At 64.3% G+C, this 20,597-nt stretch carries 22 protein-coding genes; 9 read left to right on the top strand and 13 right to left on the bottom strand.

The window, feature by feature from the left end; translation table 11 throughout:
* Nucleotides 1–48 precede the first annotated feature (48 nt).
* The 9 genes from AC0X69_RS12175 to AC0X69_RS12135 all read right to left on the bottom strand — a co-directional run bounded on the left by AC0X69_RS12175 (nt 49) and on the right by AC0X69_RS12135 (nt 6,089).
* Nucleotides 49–234: a YgaP family membrane protein gene (locus AC0X69_RS12175; protein WP_482607942.1), complete on the bottom strand. Its 186-nt coding sequence runs from the start codon at nt 232–234 to the stop codon at nt 49–51.
* 88 nt (nt 235–322) lie between these two features.
* Nucleotides 323–430 (bottom strand): cytochrome bd-I oxidase subunit CydX, encoded by a 108-nt coding sequence (gene cydX, locus AC0X69_RS12170; RefSeq protein ID WP_482607940.1) that lies wholly within the window; start codon nt 428–430, stop codon nt 323–325.
* 17 nt (nt 431–447) lie between these two features.
* A complete protein-coding gene (gene cydB, locus AC0X69_RS12165) occupies nt 448–1,587 on the bottom strand; it encodes a cytochrome d ubiquinol oxidase subunit II (RefSeq protein WP_482607938.1) in 1,140 nt (379 codons plus the stop codon).
* Between the two features lie 14 nt (nt 1,588–1,601).
* Nucleotides 1,602–3,176, bottom strand: a complete 1,575-nt coding sequence (locus tag AC0X69_RS12160; protein WP_482607936.1) for a cytochrome ubiquinol oxidase subunit I — start codon at nt 3,174–3,176, stop codon at nt 1,602–1,604.
* 33 nt (nt 3,177–3,209) lie between these two features.
* The gene (cydP, locus tag AC0X69_RS12155; protein WP_482607935.1) at nt 3,210–3,368 is read right to left on the bottom strand and encodes a cytochrome oxidase putative small subunit CydP; all 159 of its coding nucleotides are present in this window, start codon (nt 3,366–3,368) and stop codon (nt 3,210–3,212) included.
* Between the two features lie 37 nt (nt 3,369–3,405).
* The gene (locus tag AC0X69_RS12150) at nt 3,406–4,689 is read right to left on the bottom strand and encodes an NAD(P)/FAD-dependent oxidoreductase (protein WP_482607933.1); all 1,284 of its coding nucleotides are present in this window, start codon (nt 4,687–4,689) and stop codon (nt 3,406–3,408) included.
* 96 nt (nt 4,690–4,785) lie between these two features.
* Nucleotides 4,786–5,454 carry a Crp/Fnr family transcriptional regulator gene (locus tag AC0X69_RS12145; RefSeq protein WP_482607931.1) on the bottom strand — a complete coding sequence of 223 codons (669 nt, stop codon included), beginning with the start codon at nt 5,452–5,454 and terminating at the stop codon, nt 4,786–4,788.
* A gap of 78 nt (nt 5,455–5,532) precedes the next feature.
* Nucleotides 5,533–5,733 carry a YgaP family membrane protein gene (locus AC0X69_RS12140; protein WP_482607929.1) on the bottom strand — a complete coding sequence of 67 codons (201 nt, stop codon included), beginning with the start codon at nt 5,731–5,733 and terminating at the stop codon, nt 5,533–5,535.
* Entirely contained in the window at nt 5,730–6,089 is a 360-nt protein-coding gene (locus AC0X69_RS12135) for an ArsR/SmtB family transcription factor (RefSeq protein ID WP_482607927.1), read from the bottom strand. Before AC0X69_RS12135 ends, AC0X69_RS12140 begins: the two co-directional genes overlap by 4 nt.
* 160 nt (nt 6,090–6,249) lie before the next feature.
* On the opposite strand from AC0X69_RS12135, the gene AC0X69_RS12130 reads away from it, so the two are divergent.
* The 5 genes from AC0X69_RS12130 (at nt 6,250) to AC0X69_RS12110 (ending at nt 11,522) form a co-directional block, all read left to right on the top strand.
* Nucleotides 6,250–6,486: a high-potential iron-sulfur protein gene (locus AC0X69_RS12130; protein ID WP_482607925.1), complete on the top strand. Its 237-nt coding sequence runs from the start codon at nt 6,250–6,252 to the stop codon at nt 6,484–6,486.
* A 114-nt stretch (nt 6,487–6,600) separates the two neighbouring features.
* On the top strand, nt 6,601–7,581 hold the full coding sequence (locus tag AC0X69_RS12125) for an efflux RND transporter periplasmic adaptor subunit (RefSeq protein ID WP_482607923.1): 981 nt from the start codon (nt 6,601–6,603) through the stop codon (nt 7,579–7,581).
* Entirely contained in the window at nt 7,578–10,814 is a 3,237-nt protein-coding gene (locus AC0X69_RS12120; protein WP_482607921.1) for an efflux RND transporter permease subunit, read from the top strand. Before AC0X69_RS12125 ends, AC0X69_RS12120 begins: the two co-directional genes overlap by 4 nt.
* Entirely contained in the window at nt 10,811–11,164 is a 354-nt protein-coding gene (locus AC0X69_RS12115) for a carboxymuconolactone decarboxylase family protein (protein ID WP_482607920.1), read from the top strand. Before AC0X69_RS12120 ends, AC0X69_RS12115 begins: the two co-directional genes overlap by 4 nt.
* A 16-nt stretch (nt 11,165–11,180) precedes the next feature.
* Nucleotides 11,181–11,522 (top strand): rhodanese-like domain-containing protein, encoded by a 342-nt coding sequence (locus tag AC0X69_RS12110; RefSeq protein WP_482607916.1) that lies wholly within the window; start codon nt 11,181–11,183, stop codon nt 11,520–11,522.
* 104 nt (nt 11,523–11,626) lie between these two features.
* Here AC0X69_RS12110 and AC0X69_RS12105 read toward each other — a convergent pair whose 3' ends face one another.
* Nucleotides 11,627–12,211, bottom strand: a complete 585-nt coding sequence (locus AC0X69_RS12105) for a beta-class carbonic anhydrase (protein WP_482607914.1) — start codon at nt 12,209–12,211, stop codon at nt 11,627–11,629.
* A 213-nt stretch (nt 12,212–12,424) separates the two neighbouring features.
* Here AC0X69_RS12105 and AC0X69_RS12100 point away from each other — a divergent pair, with 213 nt between their 5' ends.
* Entirely contained in the window at nt 12,425–13,309 is an 885-nt protein-coding gene (locus tag AC0X69_RS12100; protein ID WP_482607912.1) for an alpha/beta fold hydrolase, read from the top strand.
* Nucleotides 13,306–14,166 carry a patatin-like phospholipase family protein gene (locus tag AC0X69_RS12095; protein ID WP_482607910.1) on the top strand — a complete coding sequence of 287 codons (861 nt, stop codon included), beginning with the start codon at nt 13,306–13,308 and terminating at the stop codon, nt 14,164–14,166. Before AC0X69_RS12100 ends, AC0X69_RS12095 begins: the two co-directional genes overlap by 4 nt.
* Here the strand turns inward: AC0X69_RS12095 and AC0X69_RS12090 are convergent.
* Entirely contained in the window at nt 14,151–14,597 is a 447-nt protein-coding gene (locus AC0X69_RS12090; protein ID WP_482607909.1) for a nucleoside deaminase, read from the bottom strand. The genes AC0X69_RS12095 and AC0X69_RS12090 overlap by 16 nt on opposite strands.
* A 113-nt stretch (nt 14,598–14,710) precedes the next feature.
* Between AC0X69_RS12090 and AC0X69_RS12085 the strand changes: the two genes are divergently transcribed.
* Together AC0X69_RS12085 and rsmD are read left to right on the top strand one after the other, a co-directional pair.
* Nucleotides 14,711–16,555, top strand: a complete 1,845-nt coding sequence (locus tag AC0X69_RS12085; protein WP_482607907.1) for a pseudouridine synthase — start codon at nt 14,711–14,713, stop codon at nt 16,553–16,555.
* A gap of 3 nt (nt 16,556–16,558) precedes the next feature.
* Complete coding sequence (rsmD, locus tag AC0X69_RS12080; protein ID WP_482607905.1) at nt 16,559–17,116, top strand: 16S rRNA (guanine(966)-N(2))-methyltransferase RsmD; 558 nt, start codon at nt 16,559–16,561, stop codon at nt 17,114–17,116.
* A 26-nt stretch (nt 17,117–17,142) separates the two neighbouring features.
* Here rsmD and AC0X69_RS12075 read toward each other — a convergent pair whose 3' ends face one another.
* Together AC0X69_RS12075 and mutS are read right to left on the bottom strand one after the other, a co-directional pair.
* The gene (locus AC0X69_RS12075; RefSeq protein WP_482607903.1) at nt 17,143–17,565 is read right to left on the bottom strand and encodes a hypothetical protein; all 423 of its coding nucleotides are present in this window, start codon (nt 17,563–17,565) and stop codon (nt 17,143–17,145) included.
* A 240-nt stretch (nt 17,566–17,805) separates the two neighbouring features.
* Nucleotides 17,806–20,478 (bottom strand): DNA mismatch repair protein MutS, encoded by a 2,673-nt coding sequence (gene mutS, locus AC0X69_RS12070; protein WP_482607901.1) that lies wholly within the window; start codon nt 20,476–20,478, stop codon nt 17,806–17,808.
* Nucleotides 20,479–20,597: the final 119 nt, after the last annotated feature.

The following is a 20,597-nucleotide window of genomic DNA, read 5'->3' as shown; positions in this document are numbered from 1 at the left end:
CGGCGCCCCCGAGCGTCGACCGTCTTTGCGTATTCCCGCGCGCGCCGCTTACTTGCCGAGCGTATCCATGCCGAGCAGCTTATAGGCGGGGCAGAAATTCACGAACGCCGTCGTCAGCGGGATGAGGCCGACGAGCCCCCATAAGGTCTGCGGTCCGATGAAAACGAGACTGAGCAACAAGAGACCGACGACGATCCGGATGATGCGATCGGTCCTTCCAACATTGGCTTCCATGACTGTCTCCTTCCCGCGACGGGTTACGATGCGAGCCTATCGCGTCGCGCAATATCGCTCAGCGACTAAGTCTCGCTCCGGGAGCCGCCTATTTCTTCCGCCGCTCGTCGTCGTCATCGAGCTCAAGCCACATGGCGTTGAGAATGGCGAAGGCGCAGGCGAGCCCCAGACCCAATATCCAGGAAAAATACCACATGCTTCGTCTTCTCCCGCTCAATAATAATAGTCGTCGCCGCGACGGATCGCCGCCTCGCTGACGGCGCCGCGCAGCACGTAGTAGACCCAGCTCGTGTAGGTAAGAACGATCGGCAGAAAGACGATCACCGCGACGAGCATCAGCGAGAGCGTCGCTTTGCTCGACGAAGCGTCCCAGACCGTCAGGCTCTGGCTCGGGTGAGTCGACGACGGCAGCAGGAACGGGAACATGCTGAAGCCCGCCATGGTCGCAATCCCCGCAACCGAAAGGCTGCTGGCGAGAAGCGCGATCCTTCTCGCCGAAAGCGCGAGGGCCAGCGCCGCGATCAGAGCGCCGATGTAGGCGGCGGCCGGCGCGGCGATCATCCAGGGGTAGGCCCGGTAATTATCGAACCAGGCGCCAGTTTCTCGCGTCACCGTCTTGGCGAGCGGATTGGACGGGCCGGCATGTTCGATGACGCCGTCTATCCGGAATCCCTCCACCCCGAGCATCGTCCAAATTCCGGCGCCGGAGATGAGCAGAACCAGCAGGATCGCCGCGACGGCGCCATATCGCCGGGCTCGGACGGCGACCTCGCCCTCGCTCTTCACGCTCAGCCAGGCGGCGCCCTGCATCGCGAGCATCGTCACGCTGACGAGGCCGCAGAGCAAGGCGAAGGGATTGAGCAGGCCGAGGAGGCCGCCCTCATAGGTGGCGCGCAACTGCTGATCGAAATGAAAGGGAACGCCTTGCAGAAGATTGCCGAAGGCGACGCCGAAGATCAGCGCGGGCACGGCGCCCGAAGCGAAGAAGAGCCAGTCCCAGGTCTCGCGCCAGCCGCTCTCGGGTCTCTTGTCGCGGAAGGTGATCGCCACCGGCCGCAAAATGAGGCCGATCAGCACCAGCAGCATCGCAAGATAGAAGCCGGAGAAGGACACCGCATAAAGCGGCGGCCAGGCCGCGAAGGCGGCGCCGCCGCCGAGGATGAACCAGACCTGATTGCCTTCCCACACGGGGCCGATCGTATTGAGCGTCACGCGCCGCTGCGTGTCATTGCGGGCGACGAAGGGATGCAGCATGGCGACGCCGATGTCGAAACCGTCGAGGACGGCGAAGCCTACGAGCAGAACGCCCAGCAGCGCCCACCAGATGAGGCGAAGCGTCATATAGTCGAACATCGCTGTCGCCTTTCCTATCGCGTTTGCGCCGGCGCCGGCGCGGGGAGCACCGGCGCGCCGGTGGTCTGGGGCTCAGCCTCCGAACGCGGTCCGATGCGCACATATTTGACGATGAGCGCGACGTCGATAATGGCGAGCGCGCTGTAGAACAGCACGAAGGCCGCGAGGCTCGCCGCGACATTCGATGCAGGGATGTTCGAGACGCCGAGGAATGTCGGCATCGTTCCGTCGATGATCCACGGCTGCCGGCCGTATTCAGCGACGATCCAACCGAGTTCGGCGGCGACCCAGGGAAGCGGCAGGCTATACATGACCATGCGCAGGAACCATGGTCTGCCGCAGCGTCGCCGGCTCGACAGATAAAACGCCACGGCGAAGAGCGCGATGAAATAGAAGCCCAGCGCCACCATGATTCGGAACGACCAGAACAGCACCGGCACGTCGGGGATCGTCGACATCGCCGCTTCGTGGATCTGCGCGTCGGTCGCGTTCTCGATGTCCGGCCGAATGCGCTTGACGAGCAGCGAATGGCCGACGTCGCGCATCGACGCCTCGAGTTCCGGCGGAACGACGGCGTTCGGATGACCGCCTTCCTTCGCGAGCCACTGATAGCCGGCCATGCCGTTGCGGATACGCTCCTCGGAACGTTGGACGAGCGCCTTCACGCCTTCGACGGGCTTATCGAGCGAGCGTGTGGCGATCAGCCCCAGGATCCACGGTATTCTGATCTCGTCTTTCGTCGTTTCGCTCTTGAGATCGGGGAAACCAAAGAGCGTGAAAGACGCGGGCGGCGGCTCCGTCTCCCACATGGCCTCGATCGCGGCGATCTTCATCTTCTGGTTCTCGCCCGCCGTATAGCCGCTCTCATCGCCGAGCACGACGACCGAAAGCGCGGAGGCGAGTCCGAAGCTCGCCGCCACCGTCAGCGAGCGGCGGGCGATGTCGACGTGGCGACGGTTCAAAATGAAATAGGCGCCGATCGACATGACGAACATCGCACCCGTGACATAGCCGGCGCTGACCGTGTGCACGAATTTCGATTGCGCCACGGGATTGAACAGCACCTCCGTGAAGGACGTAAGCTCCATGCGCATCGTCTGTGGATTGAAGGCCGCGCCGACCGGGTTCTGCATCCAGGCGTTGGCGACGAGAATCCACAGCGCGGAGAAATTGGCGCCGAGGGCGACGAGCCAGGTGACGGCGAGATGCTGCACCTTGCTCAGGCGCTTCCAGCCGAAGAAGAACAGGCCGACGAAGGTCGCCTCGAGGAAGAAGGCCATCAGCCCTTCAATGGCGAGCGGCGCGCCGAAAATATCGCCGACGTAATGCGAGTAATAGGCCCAGTTGGTGCCGAACTGGAATTCCATCGTGACGCCGGTGGCCACGCCCATGGCGAAGTTGATGCCAAAGAGCGTGCCCCAGAACTGCGTCGCCTCACGCCAGACGGTTCGACCCGTCATCACATAGACGCTTTCCATGATCGCGAGCAGCAGTGCGAGGCCCAGCGTCAGCGGCACGAAGAGGAAGTGATACATCGCCGTCAGCGCAAATTGCAGGCGCGAGAGGGTGACGACGTCGAGTTCGAACATTTGGAGCTCCTGACGAAAGTCAGCTGACGGGCGTCAACGCGGCGCGGCGGCGGAAAGCGCTTCCGCCATCTGCGCCGGCGTTATCTTGATACGATGCGCCGGGCCGAAAAACATGACGTAGAGCGCGATGAGCGCCAGCAATTTGAACCCCAGCGCGAGGAGGATCTCGCGCCTTAACGGCCTAGTCCGCATCGGCTTTCCTCCAGCATTGCATGACTGCGACGCCCTGTTACGACAGGGCGCGGCGCAGCCGTTCGATGCCGAGCAGCTTCATGATGTAACGCTCATACACAGGCTCGCTCTGCCCCTTACGAACCTTGCGAAGGAAGTATTTCTCGTAGGCGATCTTGGCGAGATGCACCCATCGCCCTTCGCTCGACCAGTTGACGTTACGCGGCGGAATCTGCGGTTTGGCGACAAAGGCGACGCCCTTGTCGCCAAAATCCGCCAAGCAAACAGCGTTCCACGTGCCTTCTTCCTTGGCTTCGCGTCCGGCGATCAGCGCGGCGATATTATGCGCCGTCGCCGTCACCATCGACTCGATCATGTAGCCGGTCTTCGGCGTGCCGGTGGGCACCGGCGTCGCCTCGACGGGCGGGATCGCGACGCAGACGCCGACGCCGAACACATTCGGATATTTCGGATTGCGCTGATTCTTGTCGATGATGACGAAGCCGCGGGGATTGACCAGCCCCTCGACGCCCATCAGCGCGTCGACTCCTTTGAAGGCCGGCATCACCATGGCGAATTTGAAGGGCACTTCGTGCTCCTTCTTGACCTGCCCCTGGTCGTCGAGCTCGGCGCATTTGAGAAGTCCGGGTTCGATCGACGTCGTTTTGGCGTTGACGATCCATTTGATGTCGCGATCGCGGAACGCCGACTCCAGCATTCCCTTGGTGTCGCCGACGCCGCCCAAGCCGAGATGGCCGACATAGGGCTCCGACGTGATGTAGGTCATCGGCACCTTGTCTCGGATGCCGCGCCGACGCAGATCGGTGGAAAGAATCATGGCGTATTCATACGCCGGACCGAAACATGAGACCCCAGGCGCCGCGCCGATGATGATCGGGCCGGGATTCTTGCAGAACTCCTCATAGGCCTTCGACGCAATCTCGGCATGCTGCAGCGTGCAGATCGAATGCGTGTGCCCGCCGTGAGGTCCAAGTCCGGGCAATTCTTCGAACGCGAGCTTCGGTCCGGTGGCGATGACGAGATAGTCGTAGGCGACGCTCTCGCCATTCGCGAGTTCGAGGCGGTTCTCTTCGGGCATAACGCGCTTCGCGCCGACCGGAATGAAGCCGATGTTCTTCTTCTTGAACACCGGCGCGAGCGGAACCTTGAGCTCCTCGGGCTTGCGCCATTGCACCGCGAGCCACGGATTGGACGGCGTGAACTGAAAATTCTCAAGGTCAGAGACGACCGTGACCTGATGTTGCTTCGAGAGTCCCTCGCGAACTTCGATCGCGGCGGCGACGCCGCCGATCCCGGCGCCCATGATAACGATGTGAGCCATTCAATCCTCCCATGCGCTTGCGCGCACAAAGTTTGGCGCTGACGGTTGCGCTCATTTTGTCACGACATGCACGCTTGTCGCGCGCATGTCCGCGACTTAGTCACGCTGTGCGTCGCAGAGCGAACGCAACGCCGCGAGATTGACGATCTCGGCGCCGCCGCGCGACAATTTCACCCAGCCTGAACGCTCGAACGCTTTCAGCGTGCGGCCGACGACTTCGCGCGCCGTGCCGAGATCGGCCGCGAGCGCCTGTTGCGTGGCGACGATCTTGTCGCCGGCGTCGCGCAGCGCGAGAAGACGTTCCGCCAAACGAACATTGATGCGCGTGCAGACGATTTCTTCGATGCGCGACATCAACGTCGCAAGGCGCTTGCTGTAGCCGTTGAACACGAGCGCGCGAAAGCCTTCTGAGGCGTTCATCAGCGCGTTGAAACGCTCGGCCGGGACGACATAGGCGATCACATCGGTCTCGGCGACGCCTTCTGCGGCGTAGGCGTCGTCCGAAAGCAGCGACGCCGTCGTCAGAATGCAGGTTTCATTCTCGCCGACTCGATAGAGCACGATTTCCCTGCCCGATTCGGTCACCCGCTGCACGCGCACCGATCCCGCGACGATCAGTGGAAAATGCACGCATTGATCGCCGGGCCGAAACAGCACGGCGCCGCGCGGGATTTGCTTGCGCACCGCGGCGTCGCGCAGAAGGGTCTTCGTCGCGGCGTCGAGGCTGCGCAAGGACGGCGTTTCGTCGACCCAATCGAAAGGCATCGCCTGCTCTTCGTCGCTAACGATCCAAGGCTTGGTTAAAAGTGCGCGCTGCGCCCTTGGCGCCCACGCTGATGAATCCTAGAAGGCGGCGCCTGATCTGGCGCCGAACCGCTTCAGCGCCATCGCTAACGGGCAGAGTCCGGTAAACGCCGCCTGCAGCAGATTGACGCCGACGAAAGCCGTAAGCAAGAGCCACCATGGGCTGAACAACTGCGCCAGGAGCAGGCTCAAAAGGATCATGGCGCCTGCGAAGGCCATAACGATGCGATCAATGCTCATGACGTGAGTTCCTTTGATTTTGCGCGCGCGCGCGGTTTGGCCGGCTTGCCGCACTCCTCGGCGCAAAACATCTCGTAAAGCAGTCCGATGATTCGTGAGACGTTACCGTCGGCCAGGGAATAGTAGATCGTCTGGGATTCGCGGCGGGTCTTGACGAGCTTGTCCTCGCGCAGCCGTGCGAGATGCTGCGACAGCGACGATTGGCTCAGCCCGATCGCCTCCTGCAGCTTTGTCACCGACAGCTCGCCCGCGTGGAGCTGGCACAGCACCATCAGCCGATGACGGTTGGCCAGAGCCTTTAGAAAGCTCTCGGCCTCCGCAGCTTTCGGCGCGAGCTCAATCGCTTTTACATTCATGTTATCTAAATTATGATTATTGAATATAATTGTCAAGCGAGCGTATCGCAGGCGTGAAAGAGCGTTATGTCGCATTCATGCCGGCGCGAACACGGTATATTACGTTCATCTAATTTAATGGAATCGTCCGGCAGCGGATGAATTGCCAAGGGAGGTTGAAATGGTGGAATTTCGCGCGCCGACGCGCCGCTCCTTGATGTTGTTGTTGGGCGCGGCCGCCGCTGGATTTTCTGCGACGACGGCGCAGGCGAAGTCGAGCAAATCGGCGGCCGCCTATCGCGGCGCGCCGAACGGCCGGCAAAGCTGCGCCAACTGCTCCTGGTTCAACCCGCCATCGGGCTGCGGCGTGGTGAGCGGGCCCGTCAGCGCACGCGGCTGGTGCAATCTCTGGGGCTGACGCCACTGAAGGAAAGTCGGGCGGCGCCGCGCCGCCCGGTCCTTTCCTTTCCTGATCTTAAATTCGCTATTGCTAATTTAAGTTTTCTGCATATAACTGGGCTGCATGAGACAAATGCGCCGCCTCCATTTTTCGCCGACGACGGCGCTCCTCGCCGCGCTCGCCTTCTCCTCGGGCGCCAAGGCCGGAGAGGTCACGATCCGGGTCGCCCCGGTCGAGGACCTCAAGGCCGTCGTCGCTTCCGTGGAGCCTGCGCATCAACTGACGGCTAGGGCGCGAATCGGTGGGACGGTGAGCGCGCTCAAGATTAAAGAGGGCGACGACGTCGCCGGCGGCGCCGAGATCGCCTCGGTCGTCGACCAGAAGCTGTTTTTGCAGATGCAGGCGCTCGACCAGCGCATCCGCTCGCAGCAGGCCCAGCGCGACAAGGCGCAGTCCGACTTCGACCGCGCGCAGGAGCTTTTCCGCCGCGGCGTCTATACGAAGGCGCTGTTCGATCACGCGAAGACCGCGCTCGACGTCGCCGACCGCAACCTCGCCGCGCTGCGCTCGGATCGCAGCGTAATCGAACAACAGGCGGCGGAGGGCTCGGTGCGCGCGCCGGGGCCAGGGCGCATCCTCACCATTCCTGTCTCCGTCGGCCGCGTGGTGATGCCCGGCGAAACCATCGCGACGATCGCCGAGGACAAATACATCCTGCGCCTGCAACTGCCGGAGCGCCACGCGCGGTTCATGCGCGCCGGCGACAAGGTCGAGATCGGCGCGCGCGGCCTGCACGAAGAAGCGGGCGGCGAGCGCAAGCAGGGGCGCGTGCGCATCGTCTATCCCGAAATTCAGGGCGGCCGCGTCATCGCCGACGTCGATGTCGTAGGGCTCGGCGACTATTTTGTCGGCGAACGGGCCCGCGTTTACGTCACGACGGGCAAGCGCGACACGATCATCATCCCGCGCGCCGCCGTCTATCGACGCGCCGGCGTGGATTTCGTCCGCCTCGCGTCCGGCGAGGAGATCGTCGTTCAGCCTGGCGAAGCGCATGGCGACGGCGTCGAAATTCTCTCCGGCCTCCATGACGGCGACGTGGTGTCGACGCCATGAGCGATGAGTTTCGCCCGGGCATTTCCGGCACGCTGACGCGCGTCTTCATCAATTCGCCGCTGACGCCGCTCCTCCTGCTCGCCTCGATTCTCGTCGGGCTGATCGCGCTGCGCTCGCTGCCGCGCGAGGAGGAGCCGCAGATCTCCGTGCCGATGGTCGACATCATGGTGTCAGCCAACGGCTATAAGGCGGAAGACGCGATCGAACTCATCACGCGCCCGCTCGAGGACATCATCAAGGGCGTCAACGGCGTCGAGCACGTCTATTCGCAGACGCGCGACGACAATGTGGTGGTCACGGCGCGCTTTTACGTCGGCACGTCGCAGGACAACGCCGTCCTGCGCATCCACGACAAGATACGCGCCAACATCGGCGATCTGCCGAAAGGCATTCCCGAGCCGCTGATCGTCGGCCGCGGCATCGACGACGTCGCGATCGTCGTGCTCACGCTTTCGGCGAAGCCCGAGCGCGCCGATCGCTGGACCGACAATGGCCTCTATCAGGTCGCCGAGGAATTGCAGCACGACCTCACCAAGGTCAATGACGTCGGCTTAAGCTACATCGTCGGCGGCAGCCCTAATCAGATCCGCGTCGAGCCAGATCCCGAACGCCTGTCGCAATATGGCGTGACGCTCAATCAGCTTATCGACAAGCTGACCAACGCGAACCGTTCCTTTCTCGTCGGCGCGTTTCGCGAGGGCAATCGCGCCGTGCCCGTCGTCGCCGGCCAGACGCTACAAGGCGTCCCTGACGTCGGCCAGCTGCTGCTGACCACAAGAGACGGCCGCCCGGTCTATGTGAAGGACGTGGCCGAGGTGCGCGTCGGCGCCGCCGAGCCCGACCGGCGCAGCTGGACCATGACGCGAGGCGCGGCCGGCGGCCTCGATAAGCGCCCCGCCGTCAGCATTGCGATCGCCAAGCGCAAGGGTGCCAACGCCGTCGTCGTCGCCGATGAGATCATGCATCGGCTCGAGGCGGTCAAGGGCCGCATCGTTCCTGACGACATCGAGATCGCGGTGACGCGCGACTACGGCGAAACGGCGACCGAGAAAGCCAACGAACTGCTATTCCATCTCGCGCTGGCGACCGTCTCCATCGTGGCGCTCATTGTCGTGATGGTCGGCTGGCGCGAGGGCGTCGTCGTCTTCGTCATCATCCCGACGACCATCCTGCTCACGCTCTTCGCCTCCTGGCTGATGGGCTATACGATCAATCGCGTCAGCCTTTTCGCGCTCATCTTCTCGATCGGCATTCTCGTCGACGATGCGATCGTCGTCGTCGAGAACATCGTGCGCCATTGGCATATGCGCGGCTCGCGCAGCCTGATCGACACGGCCGTCGAGGCGGTGGCGGAGGTCGGCAATCCGACGATCGTCGCGACGCTCACGATCGTCGTCGCACTGCTGCCGATGATGTTCGTCTCGGGTCTGATGGGGCCTTATATGAGCCCCATTCCCGCGAACGCTTCGCTTGCGATGATCTTCTCCTTCTTCGTCGCCATGACGATTACGCCTTGGCTCCTGCTCAAGGTCGCCGGCAAGCGTTTCGCGCAGGAGCGCGTAGACGGCGTCGATCATGCGCATGAACGCGGCGCCATGGGCAATTTCTACGTGCGCGTGGCGACGCCCTTGCTCAAAGGCCGTAAGCGCTCGCAGTGGTTTCTTACGGCGGTCGGCCTCGCGACGCTTCTCTCAATGGCGCTCTTTGCAACGAAGACCGTGCGGGTGAAGCTTCTGCCATTCGATAACAAGTCGGAGATCGCCGTCGTCGTGGATTTGCCGCGCGGCGCTTCGCTAGAGGAAACGGACCGGGTGCTGACGGCGGCGGCGGAACGCCTCAAGGACATTCCGGAACTGACCTCCATTCAATCCTATTCGGGCGCCGCCGCGCCCTTCAACTTCAACGGCCTCGTGCGGCACTATTACATGCGCAGCGCGCCCGAGATGGGCGATCTGGCGATCAATCTCCAGCCCAAGGGCGAGCGCAGCCGCGCGAGCCATGCGATTGCGCTCGATATTCGCAAGAAGCTCGAGGGACTGCCGGCGCCCGAACACACCGCGATCAAGGTCGTCGAAGTGCCGCCGGGCCCGCCAGTGCTGTCGACGCTGCTCGCCGAAGTCTACGGACCCGATGCGCAATCGCGGCGCGATCTTGCGGCCAAGGTGCGCAAGGCTTTCGACGCCGTCGATTTCGTCGTCGACACCGACGACAGCTATGGTCAGCGCGCCGAGCGCCTGCGCTTCGAGATCGATCAGGAGGCGCTCGAATATCATGGCGTCGAGGAGCGCGCCGTCTATGACACGATCGGCGCCCTGGTCGGCGGCGTCAAAATCGGCTTTTCGCAAAAGGGCGGCGGCGCCAAGCCGGTCGACATTACGGTGGCGCTGCCGCGCTCCGCGATGACGCCTAGCGAGGGAATTCTTTCGACGCCGCTGCCCGCCGGCGGCACCGTGCGCCAGGGCGCCAATGTCGAACTCGGCGACGTCGTCAAGGCGACGCGCGAACTCGGCTCCTACCCGATCTTCCGTCACAACGGCCGCTTCGCCGAAATGGTCAGCGCCGAGGTCGCCGGCCGTTTCGAAGCGCCAATCTATGGCATGCTCGCGGTCGAAGACGCGATCAACAAGATGGACTGGGGACCTTCGGGACCGCCGACGATCAAATATCACGGCCAGCCGCTCGACGATTCGCAGCCGACGCTGCTCTGGGACGGCGAGTGGGAAGTGACCTATGTCACCTTTCGCGACATGGGCGCAGCCTTCATGGTGGCGCTGCTCGGCATCTACCTTCTCGTCGTCGCGCAGTTCGGCTCGTTCAAACTGCCGCTGGTCATCCTGGCGCCGGTACCGCTGACGCTCGTCGGCATCGTCATCGGCCACATCTTGTTCAACGCCGCCTTCACCGCGACATCGATGATCGGCTTTATCGCGCTCGCCGGAATCGTCGTGCGCAATTCCATCCTGCTCGTCGACTTCATCCGGCATTTACGGGCGCGCGGCATGACGCTGCGCGCCGCGCTGATCGAGGCGGGCGCGGTGCGCTTCAAGCCCATCTTTCTCACCGCCGCCGCGGCGATCATCGGCGCGGCCTTTATTCTCACCGATCCGATCTTTCAGGGTCTCGCCATTTCGCTCGTCTTTGGCCTCGCCTCGTCGACGGCGCTCACCCTGCTCGTCATCCCCGCGATCTATGTCGTCCTGCGCGACGACGAAACGCCAAGGAGCGCCTCATGACCGAAGACTGGGCGGCCCTCGCCAAGAAGCTTTCCGCCGACATCCGCGAATTGCGGGTCGGCTCGCCCGAGGTGATGAAAGCCTTTTCGGCGATGGCGATCTCGGCGGGCGCGCAAGGCGTGCTCGACGCCAAGACAAAGGAACTGATCGCGCTTGCGGTCAGCGTCGCAGTGCGCTGCGACGATTGCATCGCCTTTCACGCCAAAGCCGCGTCGCAGCGCGGCGCCACGCGCGAGGAGGTGATGGAGACGCTCGCCATGAGCATCTACATGGGCGCCGGACCGTCGGTGATGTATGCGAGCCATGCGCTCGCCGCCTTCTCCCAGTTCGACGCCGAAAAGCAAGCCTGAGACGAAAGGAACGAAAATGACTCTGGGCTCTCTCCTGTCTAAACTCGCCGGCGGCGGCTCGGCGCCGACTATCGAGCATGACGATTTCTGCCGCGTCGTCGCGGACAAGTCCTGCGCCGTCGTTGACGTGCGCGAGCCGCACGAATATGGCGCCGGCCATGTGCCGGGCGCCAAGAACATGCCGCTCTCGAGCTTCGATCCGACGAAGCTTCCGAAGGGCGACGTAGTTCTGATCTGCCAGGCGGGCGGCCGATCGGCGAAGGCGCTTGCGCAGGCGCAAAGCGCCGGCCGGAAAGACATTCGCCATTATGCGCCGGGCACCGGCGGCTGGCGCGCACGCGGCGGCGCGGTGGAGTGACAGCCACGCCGAGCGTTTTAGAGACCTCTCTCATCCCCGACGCTGCGCGCGTCGGGGATCCTGAACGCGGCTGATCACGAACCGCGCATTCGCGTCGCGAAGCGCTACGCCGCCTTGCCGACCTTGGTCGCTTCCGAGACCTCGTTGATCTTGCCGGTCTTCACATCATAGACGTAGCCGTAGATCGGGATGTTCTTCGGCACCAGCGGATGCGAACGGATGCGCGCGACGTCCTGCGCGACGCTCTCCTCCTGATTCTTGATCGTGTGCCATTTGATGAAGTGGCCGGCCGCGCAGCCGCCGCCATGTTGAGGGTTCGACCAGTTCTTGCCGTCGAAACTCGCCGTGGCGAGGCTGTCGTCCAGCAGGTCGCTCATGATCTCGTCGCAGAAGAGCTCCATGCCGCAATTGGTGTGGTGAATGACGAACCACTCCTTGGTGCCGAGCAGCTTGTGAGAAATCACCAGCGAGCGAATCGCGTCGTCCGACGCGCGACCGCCGGCGTTGCGGATCACATGCGCGTCGCCTTCCGAAAGGCCGGCGTATTTTGCCGGATCAAGACGCGCGTCCATGCAGGTCAGGATTGCGAAACCGCGCGCCGGCGGCAGCGCGAGTTCGCTCTTCTTACCGAAATCGGCGGCGTAAGCGTTGTTTGCGGAGACAACTTCGTTGACGATCTGGCTAGCCATCTCTCTCTCCCTTGTTGCGTTCGTTGCTTCTAAATTTTTTTGACCTGCCTCAACATTGAAGCGCTTCAGCTTGCTTTTCAAGCAGAGGAACAGCGCGATCTTCGTGACATAGTCGCTTGACGGTCCGCGATATATATTTCGAGAGCGATGGAGCTGATACTGTATAACATTCACGCGAACGCTCTCGCACGCCGTAGGAGATGGTTTTAAAAAATGTCCGATCACGCGCATCTGTTCCCGGGTTTTGCTTCGCATTGGATCGACGCGCCGGCTGGAAAAATATTCGCCCGCGTCCGTGGCGAGGGCTCGCCGGTGATCCTGTTACACGGGTTCGGCGAAACCCATGTCGCCTGGCATAAGATCGCGTCGACGCTCGCGAAACGGTTCACGGTCGTCGCAATGGATCTTCGCGGCTACGGATGGTCGTCCGTCCCGGCGAGCGAAAAGGGCGAGCATTACACGAAGCGGGAGATGGCCGCCGACGTCGTGTTGGTTATGGAATCTCTCGGTCATGCGCGCTTCGCGCTCGTCGGGCACGACAGGGGCGCGCGCGTCGGCCAGCGCCTCGCGCTCGACCAGCCCGGCCGGCTCGACAAGATTGCGCTCATCAATATCGCGCCGGTTGACGATGATTTCGGCGATGGCGATCTGCAGCGCGTCGGACGCGCGCGCTTCCTCGCTGCTGACGCGCCCAAGCCAGAAGAGCTGATCGGCCTCGATCCCGTCGGCTTTCTCGACGATGCGCTGATGAACGCGACGAAAGCGAAGTCGCTGGACGTATTTGGCGCGGACGCGCTCGCCGCCTATCGTCAGGCCTTCAACGATCCGGCGCGCATCCACGCTTTCTGCGAGGATTTTCGCGCCGGGGCGACCTCCGACCGCGAGCAGCTTGCCGCCGACAAAGCCGAAGGCAGGAAACTCGCGATGCCGACGCTGATCGTCGCGGGCGATGCGACATTCCCCGCAAATGGCCCTTCGCTCGTCGCCGCCTGGCGCGAATGGGGCGACGACATCGCCGAGGCGCGCGTCGACTCCGGACTTTATCCAATGGAGGAGGCGCCGGCGGAGACGCTCGCCGCCTTGGAAAAATTCCTGTGAGCCTCTATCGCGGGAAAACAGTCGCGCTCGCGCTCGGCGGCGGCGGCGCCCGCGGGCTCGCGCATATTTGCGTGCTTGAAGCGCTCGACGATCTGGGGGTGCGGCCCGTCGCCATCGCCGGCGCCTCGATCGGCGCCATCGTCGGCGCCGCCTATGCGGCTGGCTTTTCCGGCGCGGAGCTGCGCGCCCACACGCAAGCCATCCTCAAGAACCGCATCGGACTCGCGCGCCGGCTGCTCCATGCGCGGGCGCGCGGACGCAAGCGGCTTCTTTCCCGCGTCGCGCATCCGCTGCTGTTCGACGGCGAACGCTTTCTTCAGGCCTTTTGGCCCCACGGCATGCCTGATCGTTTCGAAGAATTGAGCATTCCGCTGCAGGTCGTCGCCACGGATTTTCGCCGACGCGTCGAGGCGGTTTTCGCGACGGGGCCCTTGCGTCCCGCCGTCGCGGGGTCCATGGCGATCCCGGGCGTCGTGCGCGCCGCCCAGAGCGATCACGGCTATTTCGTCGATGGCGGCCTGGTCAATCCGCTCCCCTACGATCACCTCTGGGGGCTTGCCGACATTGTCATCGCCGTCGACGTCTCCGGCAATTTCGGCGTCGAGACCGGCAAGGGGCCGCCGTCCGCTTTCGAGACGATGATCGTCGCGAGCCAGATCATGATGAACGCGATCAGCTCGCGCATGATCGCCGAGCGCCCGCCAGACGTCCTGATCCGGCCCGAGGTGCATCAATATCTCGCGCTCGACCTCTTCAAGGCCTCGCGCATCTTCGCCGCCGGAGACGCCTGCCGCGATACGCTGCGTCACGGGCTGGCGCAGGCCGCGCTACGGCTGGAAGCTCACCGCCGCGCCTGAAAGAAGTCGCGTAGCAACGTCGCCGCCTCGCTCTCGCGAATGCCGCCGTAGACTTCAGGCCGATGATGGCAGGTGGGCTGCGCGAAGAACCTCGGCCCGTGCTCCACCGCGCCGCCCTTCGGATCGCTCGCGGCGTAATAGAGCCGCCGGATGCGCGCGAAGCTGATCGCGGCCGCGCACATGGCGCAGGGCTCGAGCGTCACATAGAGATCGCAGTCGACGAGGCGCTCCGAGCCGATCGCGACGCAGGCTTCGCGGATGACGAGCATTTCAGCATGCGCGGTCGGATCGCGGTCGCGCAGCGTTCGGTTTCCTGCTGCGGCGATGACGGCGCCGTTACGCATAAGCGCCGCGCCGACCGGAACTTCGTCCGCCGCCGCAGCGGCGCGCGCCTGGTCGAAGGCGGCGCTGAAAGGATCCTTGCCGTTCATTCCCGTCTCTCTTGCGCAATGGCGCTTCAAAGCGCGCTGCCCGCCTGCTATCAGAACCCATGAAAGAAAAGAACCGCAACGAGAGACCGGCGCAAAAAGGCGGCGACCGGCCTATGCGACGTCGCGCCAAGGAAGCGCCTGCGCCGAACGCTGTCGGGCGCAAAGACGCAAGGCCGACAAAGCCGCGCTTTGACAATCCGCGCTTTGACAAAGCCGCCTCGCGCGGCGCCGAAAGCGCGCGCGACAAGCGACCCGTAAAGAAGCGCGGCGCCGAGCCTGCGCCCGCGCCGCAAGCAAAGGCCTTCGAGGGCGAGCGGATCGCCAAGGTCATGGCGCGCGCGGGAGTCTGTTCGCGCCGCGACGCAGAGCACTGGATCGCGGAAGGCCGCGTCGCCGTTAACGGCCGCGTGCTGACAAGTCCCGCGTTCAATGTGCAGGAAAGCGACAAGATCACGATCGACGGCGCGCCGATGCAGGCGCGCGAGCGCACGCGGCTCTTTCTCTTCCACAAGCCCGCGGGCTATGTCACCACCGCGCGCGACGAAGAAGGCCGGCCCACGGTTTTCTCTTTTCTCGAGGAACGCCACCCCGATCTGCCGCGTCTCGTCAGCGTCGGCCGGCTCGACATCAATACCGAAGGGCTGCTGCTGCTCACCAATGACGGCGGGCTGGCGCGCACGCTCGAACTGCCGGCGACCGGCTGGACCCGGCGCTATCGCGTGCGCGCGCACGGCGACATCGATCAGGCGCAGCTCGATTCGCTGCGTAACGGCGTGACGATCGAGGGCGTCAATTATGCGCCGATCGAAGCGCGGCTCGAGCGCGAGCAAGGCGCCAACGCCTGGATCGCGATGAGCCTCACCGAGGGCAAGAACCGCGAGATCAAGCGCGTCATGGCGCATCTCGGGCTCGACGTGACGCGGCTGATCCGCGTGTCCTATGGGCCGTTCCAGCTCGGCGATCTCGCGGAAGGCGCAGTCGAGGAAGTTCGTCTGAAAACGCTACGCGAACAATTGGGCAAATCGCTGGCCGAACTCGCCGGCGCGGATTTCGCGACGCCGCTGCGCGAAAAGACGCCTGCGGAGCAGCAAGAGACTCGCCAGCACGCCGAGAAACGTCCGCGAAAACACGTCTCCACGCTGCGCAAAGAGCAGGACAGACGACGCGAGGCCGGGCCCCGCGCGCGCGTGACGCGCGACGCCGTCGCCGACCGCAAGGGTCGCGCGGTCGCGGTCGAGCGCGTGACGCCTGTTCAACGCAAGGCGCAAGAGGAAAATCAGTCGCGCAACGCGCGGCGCTTCGAAGCGATGCGCGGCGATGGCGCGCCGAGGAGAAGCGGGCGGTTCCAGCGTCCCGCGGACGACGGCAGGCCGCGCGATGAGCGTTTCCCTCGCGACGAGGGTCCTCGCCGCGAGCGGGCCGCGACCGGGTCGCGTCGGCCGCCGCGCTCGGACGAGCACGGCGGAGCGCGTCCTGCACGAGCGACGGGCGCGCGCGGGCCGCAGAGGCGCGACGAACGTTCACGCGACACGCAGAGATTCGAGCAACGGCCGGACGACCGCGCGAGCAGTCGCAAAAATTATCGGACGCCCGATCGTGAGGACGCACGTTTCGAGAGGCGCCCGCCGAGCCGCGACGGCGACGAGGCTCGACGTGATGCGCGCGGCGCCAGCGCGACGCGCCAGGAGCGGCCGCGGAAATTCGACAGACCGCGCAGCGGGGAGCGCGAATTCTCAGCAGGCGAACGCTCGTCTGGCGCGCGCAAATTTGATCGGCCCCGCGCCGCCGCAGACGCGCGGCCCGCACGAAGCGGCGAAGCGCACAAGGGTCCCCGCACAGGTCCTCGCAGCGGGCCAGGCAAAGGTCCGGCTGGCGGCCGAGGCGCGCCGCGCAAGGGACCGCCTAAAGGACCGCGCAAAGGACCGCCGAAGGGACCGCGCAAGCCGCGCGGCGAATAAGCCATGCGCATCGTCGGCGGCGCCCTGCGCGGTCGGTCGCTTTCGGCGCCGCGCTCGCAGGCGATCCGGCCAACGTCCGAGCGCCTGCGCGAATCCGTCTTCGACATTCTCGCGCATCGCTTCGGCGATGCGGCGTCGGGCGCGAATGTCGTCGATCTCTTCGCCGGGGCCGGCGCGCTCGGGCTAGAAGCCTTGTCGCGCGGCGCCGCGCGCGCGCTTTTTGTCGATGACGGCGCTGAGGCCCGCGCCTTGCTGCGCGCCAATATCGAAGCGCTTGGACTGGGCGGCGTCACCCGCCTCTTCCGCCGGGACGCGACGAAGCTCGGCGCCGCGCCGCCCGGCGAGCAGTTTTCGCTGGCCTTTCTCGATCCGCCCTATGGCAAGGATCTCGCGACGCCCGCGCTTGCCGCGCTTGTAGAAGGTGGATGGCTTGCGCCGGGCGCCGTCGTCGTCATCGAAGAGAGCGCAAAGGCGCAAGTCGATTTGCCGCCGCCCCTGCTGCGCGAAGACGAACGCCGCTACGGCGACACGCAATTCGTCTTCGCGCGCTACGCCGCCTAGCGTTCGTCAGAACGCGGCTTCACGCCTTATTCGAAGGCGACCTGAACTTTCGTCACTGCGCGATCGAACAGGCCCGTGGGCAAATAGCATAGCGGATTTGTCGCGAGCGGCGCTTCCCTGCAGTGCTCGTGATCGGTCGTCCAGGCGTAACCCGCCTGCGCCATGCAGCCCGTAATGTATTTGCGAATCAGGCGATCCGGATCCAGGCGACGATTTTGCGGATATGCCGATTCACCATCCAACTCGCAGGCCGATGTCTGAATCTGCTGCGCCTTGTAGAAGGACGAGCTGGAGCCGATCAAACCGGCTTCGGCGCCGACGACCATCGCCAATCCGCCGAGGAACGCCGCAACGGCCGTCACCCTGCTTATTCTGAACTGCACGTCGAGCAGTGAAAGCACGCCGACTGTCGCCAAGGCGACGCCGACGAAAATCAACACGAGAATCATGACCCTTCTCCGATGTCAGAGGAGTTTGTTGGCGCCGCCGGATGAGAGACGGACATGCTTCGTAGATGCCGCAAACGGCGCAGGCGTACAGCCGATCCTTGCGTTTTCGTTCGACGTCGCTTGGCGTCGACGCAAGAACGCAACGAGGCTCGATTGACGGGATTGTGTGCGCCAAACGCGACAAGGTCTGCGACTTAGTCACGGCTCGCGAAGCGTCGCTCCAGAGCAGAAAGGACGCCGCTACAGTCTCTTCTTCAATTCATAGAGCGCCGCCAGCGCTTCACGCGGCGTCATTTGATCCGGATCGATTCCCTTAAGCGCGTCGCGCAACCCATCCTTCGTCGACGGCTTGTCAGCGACGCGCGCAAAGAGCGGCAGATCATCGATCAATGTCTCGACAGGGGCGCGACGATCGGCCGCTTCCAACTCCGCGAGAATGGCGTGCGCACGCGCGACGACGCTTGCCGGCAAACCGGCAAGCTGTGCGACATGCACGCCATAGGAGCGGTCCGCGGTGCCTTTGATCACCTCATGCAGAAACACCACCTCGCCCGCGTGATCCGTCACCTTCATCGTCAAATTGACGAGGCGCGGCAGTCTCTTCGCAAGCTGCGTCAACTCGTGGAAATGGGTGGCGAAGATCGCGCGCGAGCGGTTGATTTCATGCAGATGTTCGATCGTCGCCCAGGCGATCGACAGGCCGTCGAATGTCGCCGTGCCGCGACCGATCTCGTCGAGAATGACGAGAGAGCGCGGCGTCGCGCAGTTCAGGATCGCCGCAGTCTCGACCATCTCGACCATGAAGGTCGAGCGTCCGCGGGCGAGATCGTCCGAGGCGCCGACGCGAGAGAAGAGCCTGTCGATGACGCCGATGCGGGCCGACTGGGCGGGGACGTAAGAGCCTGCCTGCGCGAGGAGGGCGATGAGCGCGTTCTGGCGCAGATAGGTCGACTTGCCGGCCATGTTCGGCCCGGTGACGACAGCGATCCGGCCGCCGTCGAGCTCGCAGTCATTCGCGGCGAAGGCCTTGCCCTGCGACTGTAGCGAGGCTTCGACAACCGGATGTCGGCCGCCGATGATCTCGAAGTCCAGCGAAGCGTCGATCGTCGGGCGCGTCCAGCCGCGCTTCTCCGCGACTTCGGCAAGCGCGCTATAGAAATCGAGCCGCGCGAAAGCTTCGGCGAGCCGCTGCAAATCTTCGGCGCGCGCGCAAACCTCGGCGACCAGCGCGTCGAACATCGCCAATTCCCGCGCGACGGCGCGGTCGGCGGCGGAAGCGATCTTGGCTTCCAGCTCGACGAGTTCGCGCGTCGAAAAGCGCATCGCATCGGCCATGGTCTGGCGGTGCGTGAAAGTCGCGTCAAACGGCGGCCGCAGCAGCTTCTCGCCATGCGCCAGCGACACTTCGAGAAAGAAGCCGAGGAAATTATTGTGTTTGATCTTGAGCCTTGTTTCGGTGAGCTCGGCATAGCGGCCCTGCAGCTCGGCGATTACCTTCCGGCTTGCGTCGCGAAGGCGCCGCGCGTCGTCCAACTCTGAATCGCGGCCCTCACGAATGAAATCGCCATTGCGCTTGTCCAGCGGCAGATTGTCTTTCAAGCTTGCGGCGATTTCGCCGGCGAGCGCGACATCCGCCTGAGACAGCGTGCGAACCTCATTCGCGATTTCCGATGGCGGATCACATTGCGCAAAGAGAGCGGCGATACCCGTTGCGGCCTCCAGCGCGACGCCGACGCTTGCAAGATCGCGCGGTCCGCCGCGCTCGAGAGAAAGCCGCGACAGCGCGCGGGAGAGATCCGGCGCGCGCGCAAGCCTTGCGCGCAGCGCCCCCCGCAGATCAGGCCATTCGAAAAAGAAGGCGGTCGCGTCGAGCCGCGCCGCGATCGCTCGCGCGTCCGTCAGGGGGGCCGCAATCCGCTCCGCCAGCAGCCTGGCGCCGGCCGGCGTCACCGTGAGGTCGACCACCGACAACAGCGAACCCTCGCGCGCGCCGGAGAGCGTCCGCGTCAGTTCGAGATTGGCGCGCGTCGCCGCATCGATCTCGAGCGCCGTCAGCTCGCGCAGGTTCGTCGGACGCGAAAGCGCCGGGCGCTGTCCTTTTTGCGTGCGCTCGACGTAGAGAATCGCCGTCGCGGCCGCCGCAAGCTGGCAGTCGCTGAGAGCGCCGAAGCCGTCGAGAGTCGCAACGGCGTAAAAATCCATGAGACGTCGCGCGGCGTCGGCGCCGTCGCCAATATCGCGGCCGATCGGCGCGACGGGAACGCCCGTCGCTTCGAAGATCGCCGAAAGCGGAGAGTCCCTGCAGAGCGCGTCAGCGGCGACGATCTCGCGCGGCTCCAGCCGCGCGATCTCGGCGTTAAGGGCTGTCTCTTCGCACGCGCAGACCGTGAAGGCGCCTGTCGATATATCGACGCTGGCAAGTCCGTATCGCCAACGGCTGTCTTCCCCGCGCAGGCGCGCGATCGCCAGAAAGGCGTTGGGTCTCGCCGGATCGAGCAGCGCGTCTTCGGTGATCGTGCCAGGCGTGACGAGCCGCACGACGTCGCGTCGCACGACAGATTTTGCGCCGCGCTTTTTTGCTTCCGCAGGATCTTCGATCTGCTCGCAGACGGCGACGCGATGGCCGAGCGCAATGAGCTTTTGCAGGTAGTCGTTGGCGCGCTCCACCGGCACGCCGCACATCGGAATGTCTTCGCCAAGATGCTTGCCGCGCTTGGTGAGCATGATGCCGAGCGCGCGCGACGCCGTCTGCGCGTCTTCGAAAAACAGTTCGTAAAAATCGCCCATGCGATAGAAGAGCAGGCAATCGGCGTTCGCCGCCTTGATCTCGATATATTGCGCGATCATCGGGGTCGCGCGCGTCAGCGCTCTGTCCTGGGACGTTTCGGCGGAGGCGGGCGCGGCGTGCTTCATCTCCGCCAGTTTAACGGCCTCGCGGCGCGAGCGCCACGCGGCGTGGCCTCTTGCATGTGGACGACGCGCCTGCGTGAGGTTAGATTTGCCTGTTGCTTTGCCAAATTTTTACTGGAGGT

It is taken from the genome of Methylocystis sp. Uni0008, from assembly GCF_056838045.1.
The sequence above is the reverse complement of the archived record's forward strand: the minus strand, read 5'-3'. Positions and strand labels throughout refer to the sequence as shown.

Excerpts from the sequence above, each read along its gene's own strand:
- AC0X69_RS12175 (WP_482607942.1), bottom strand. The coding sequence starts at position 234 with ATGGAAGCCAATGTTGGAAGGACCGATCGCATCATCCGGATCGTCGTC.
- cydX (WP_482607940.1), bottom strand. The coding sequence starts at position 430 with ATGTGGTATTTTTCCTGGATATTGGGTCTGGGGCTCGCCTGCGCCTTC.
- cydB (WP_482607938.1), bottom strand. The coding sequence starts at position 1,587 with ATGTTCGACTATATGACGCTTCGCCTCATCTGGTGGGCGCTGCTGGGC.
- AC0X69_RS12160 (WP_482607936.1), bottom strand. The coding sequence starts at position 3,176 with ATGTTCGAACTCGACGTCGTCACCCTCTCGCGCCTGCAATTTGCGCTG.
- cydP (WP_482607935.1), bottom strand. The coding sequence starts at position 3,368 with ATGCGGACTAGGCCGTTAAGGCGCGAGATCCTCCTCGCGCTGGGGTTC.
- AC0X69_RS12150 (WP_482607933.1), bottom strand. The coding sequence starts at position 4,689 with ATGGCTCACATCGTTATCATGGGCGCCGGGATCGGCGGCGTCGCCGCC.
- AC0X69_RS12145 (WP_482607931.1), bottom strand. The coding sequence starts at position 5,454 with ATGCCTTTCGATTGGGTCGACGAAACGCCGTCCTTGCGCAGCCTCGAC.
- AC0X69_RS12140 (WP_482607929.1), bottom strand. The coding sequence starts at position 5,733 with ATGAGCATTGATCGCATCGTTATGGCCTTCGCAGGCGCCATGATCCTT.
- AC0X69_RS12135 (WP_482607927.1), bottom strand. The coding sequence starts at position 6,089 with ATGAATGTAAAAGCGATTGAGCTCGCGCCGAAAGCTGCGGAGGCCGAG.
- AC0X69_RS12130 (WP_482607925.1), top strand. The coding sequence starts at position 6,250 with ATGGTGGAATTTCGCGCGCCGACGCGCCGCTCCTTGATGTTGTTGTTG.
- AC0X69_RS12125 (WP_482607923.1), top strand. The coding sequence starts at position 6,601 with ATGCGCCGCCTCCATTTTTCGCCGACGACGGCGCTCCTCGCCGCGCTC.
- AC0X69_RS12120 (WP_482607921.1), top strand. The coding sequence starts at position 7,578 with ATGAGCGATGAGTTTCGCCCGGGCATTTCCGGCACGCTGACGCGCGTC.
- AC0X69_RS12115 (WP_482607920.1), top strand. The coding sequence starts at position 10,811 with ATGACCGAAGACTGGGCGGCCCTCGCCAAGAAGCTTTCCGCCGACATC.
- AC0X69_RS12110 (WP_482607916.1), top strand. The coding sequence starts at position 11,181 with ATGACTCTGGGCTCTCTCCTGTCTAAACTCGCCGGCGGCGGCTCGGCG.
- AC0X69_RS12105 (WP_482607914.1), bottom strand. The coding sequence starts at position 12,211 with ATGGCTAGCCAGATCGTCAACGAAGTTGTCTCCGCAAACAACGCTTAC.
- AC0X69_RS12100 (WP_482607912.1), top strand. The coding sequence starts at position 12,425 with ATGTCCGATCACGCGCATCTGTTCCCGGGTTTTGCTTCGCATTGGATC.
- AC0X69_RS12090 (WP_482607909.1), bottom strand. The coding sequence starts at position 14,597 with ATGAACGGCAAGGATCCTTTCAGCGCCGCCTTCGACCAGGCGCGCGCC.
- AC0X69_RS12085 (WP_482607907.1), top strand. The coding sequence starts at position 14,711 with ATGCGACGTCGCGCCAAGGAAGCGCCTGCGCCGAACGCTGTCGGGCGC.
- rsmD (WP_482607905.1), top strand. The coding sequence starts at position 16,559 with ATGCGCATCGTCGGCGGCGCCCTGCGCGGTCGGTCGCTTTCGGCGCCG.
- AC0X69_RS12075 (WP_482607903.1), bottom strand. The coding sequence starts at position 17,565 with ATGATTCTCGTGTTGATTTTCGTCGGCGTCGCCTTGGCGACAGTCGGC.
- mutS (WP_482607901.1), bottom strand. The coding sequence starts at position 20,478 with ATGAAGCACGCCGCGCCCGCCTCCGCCGAAACGTCCCAGGACAGAGCG.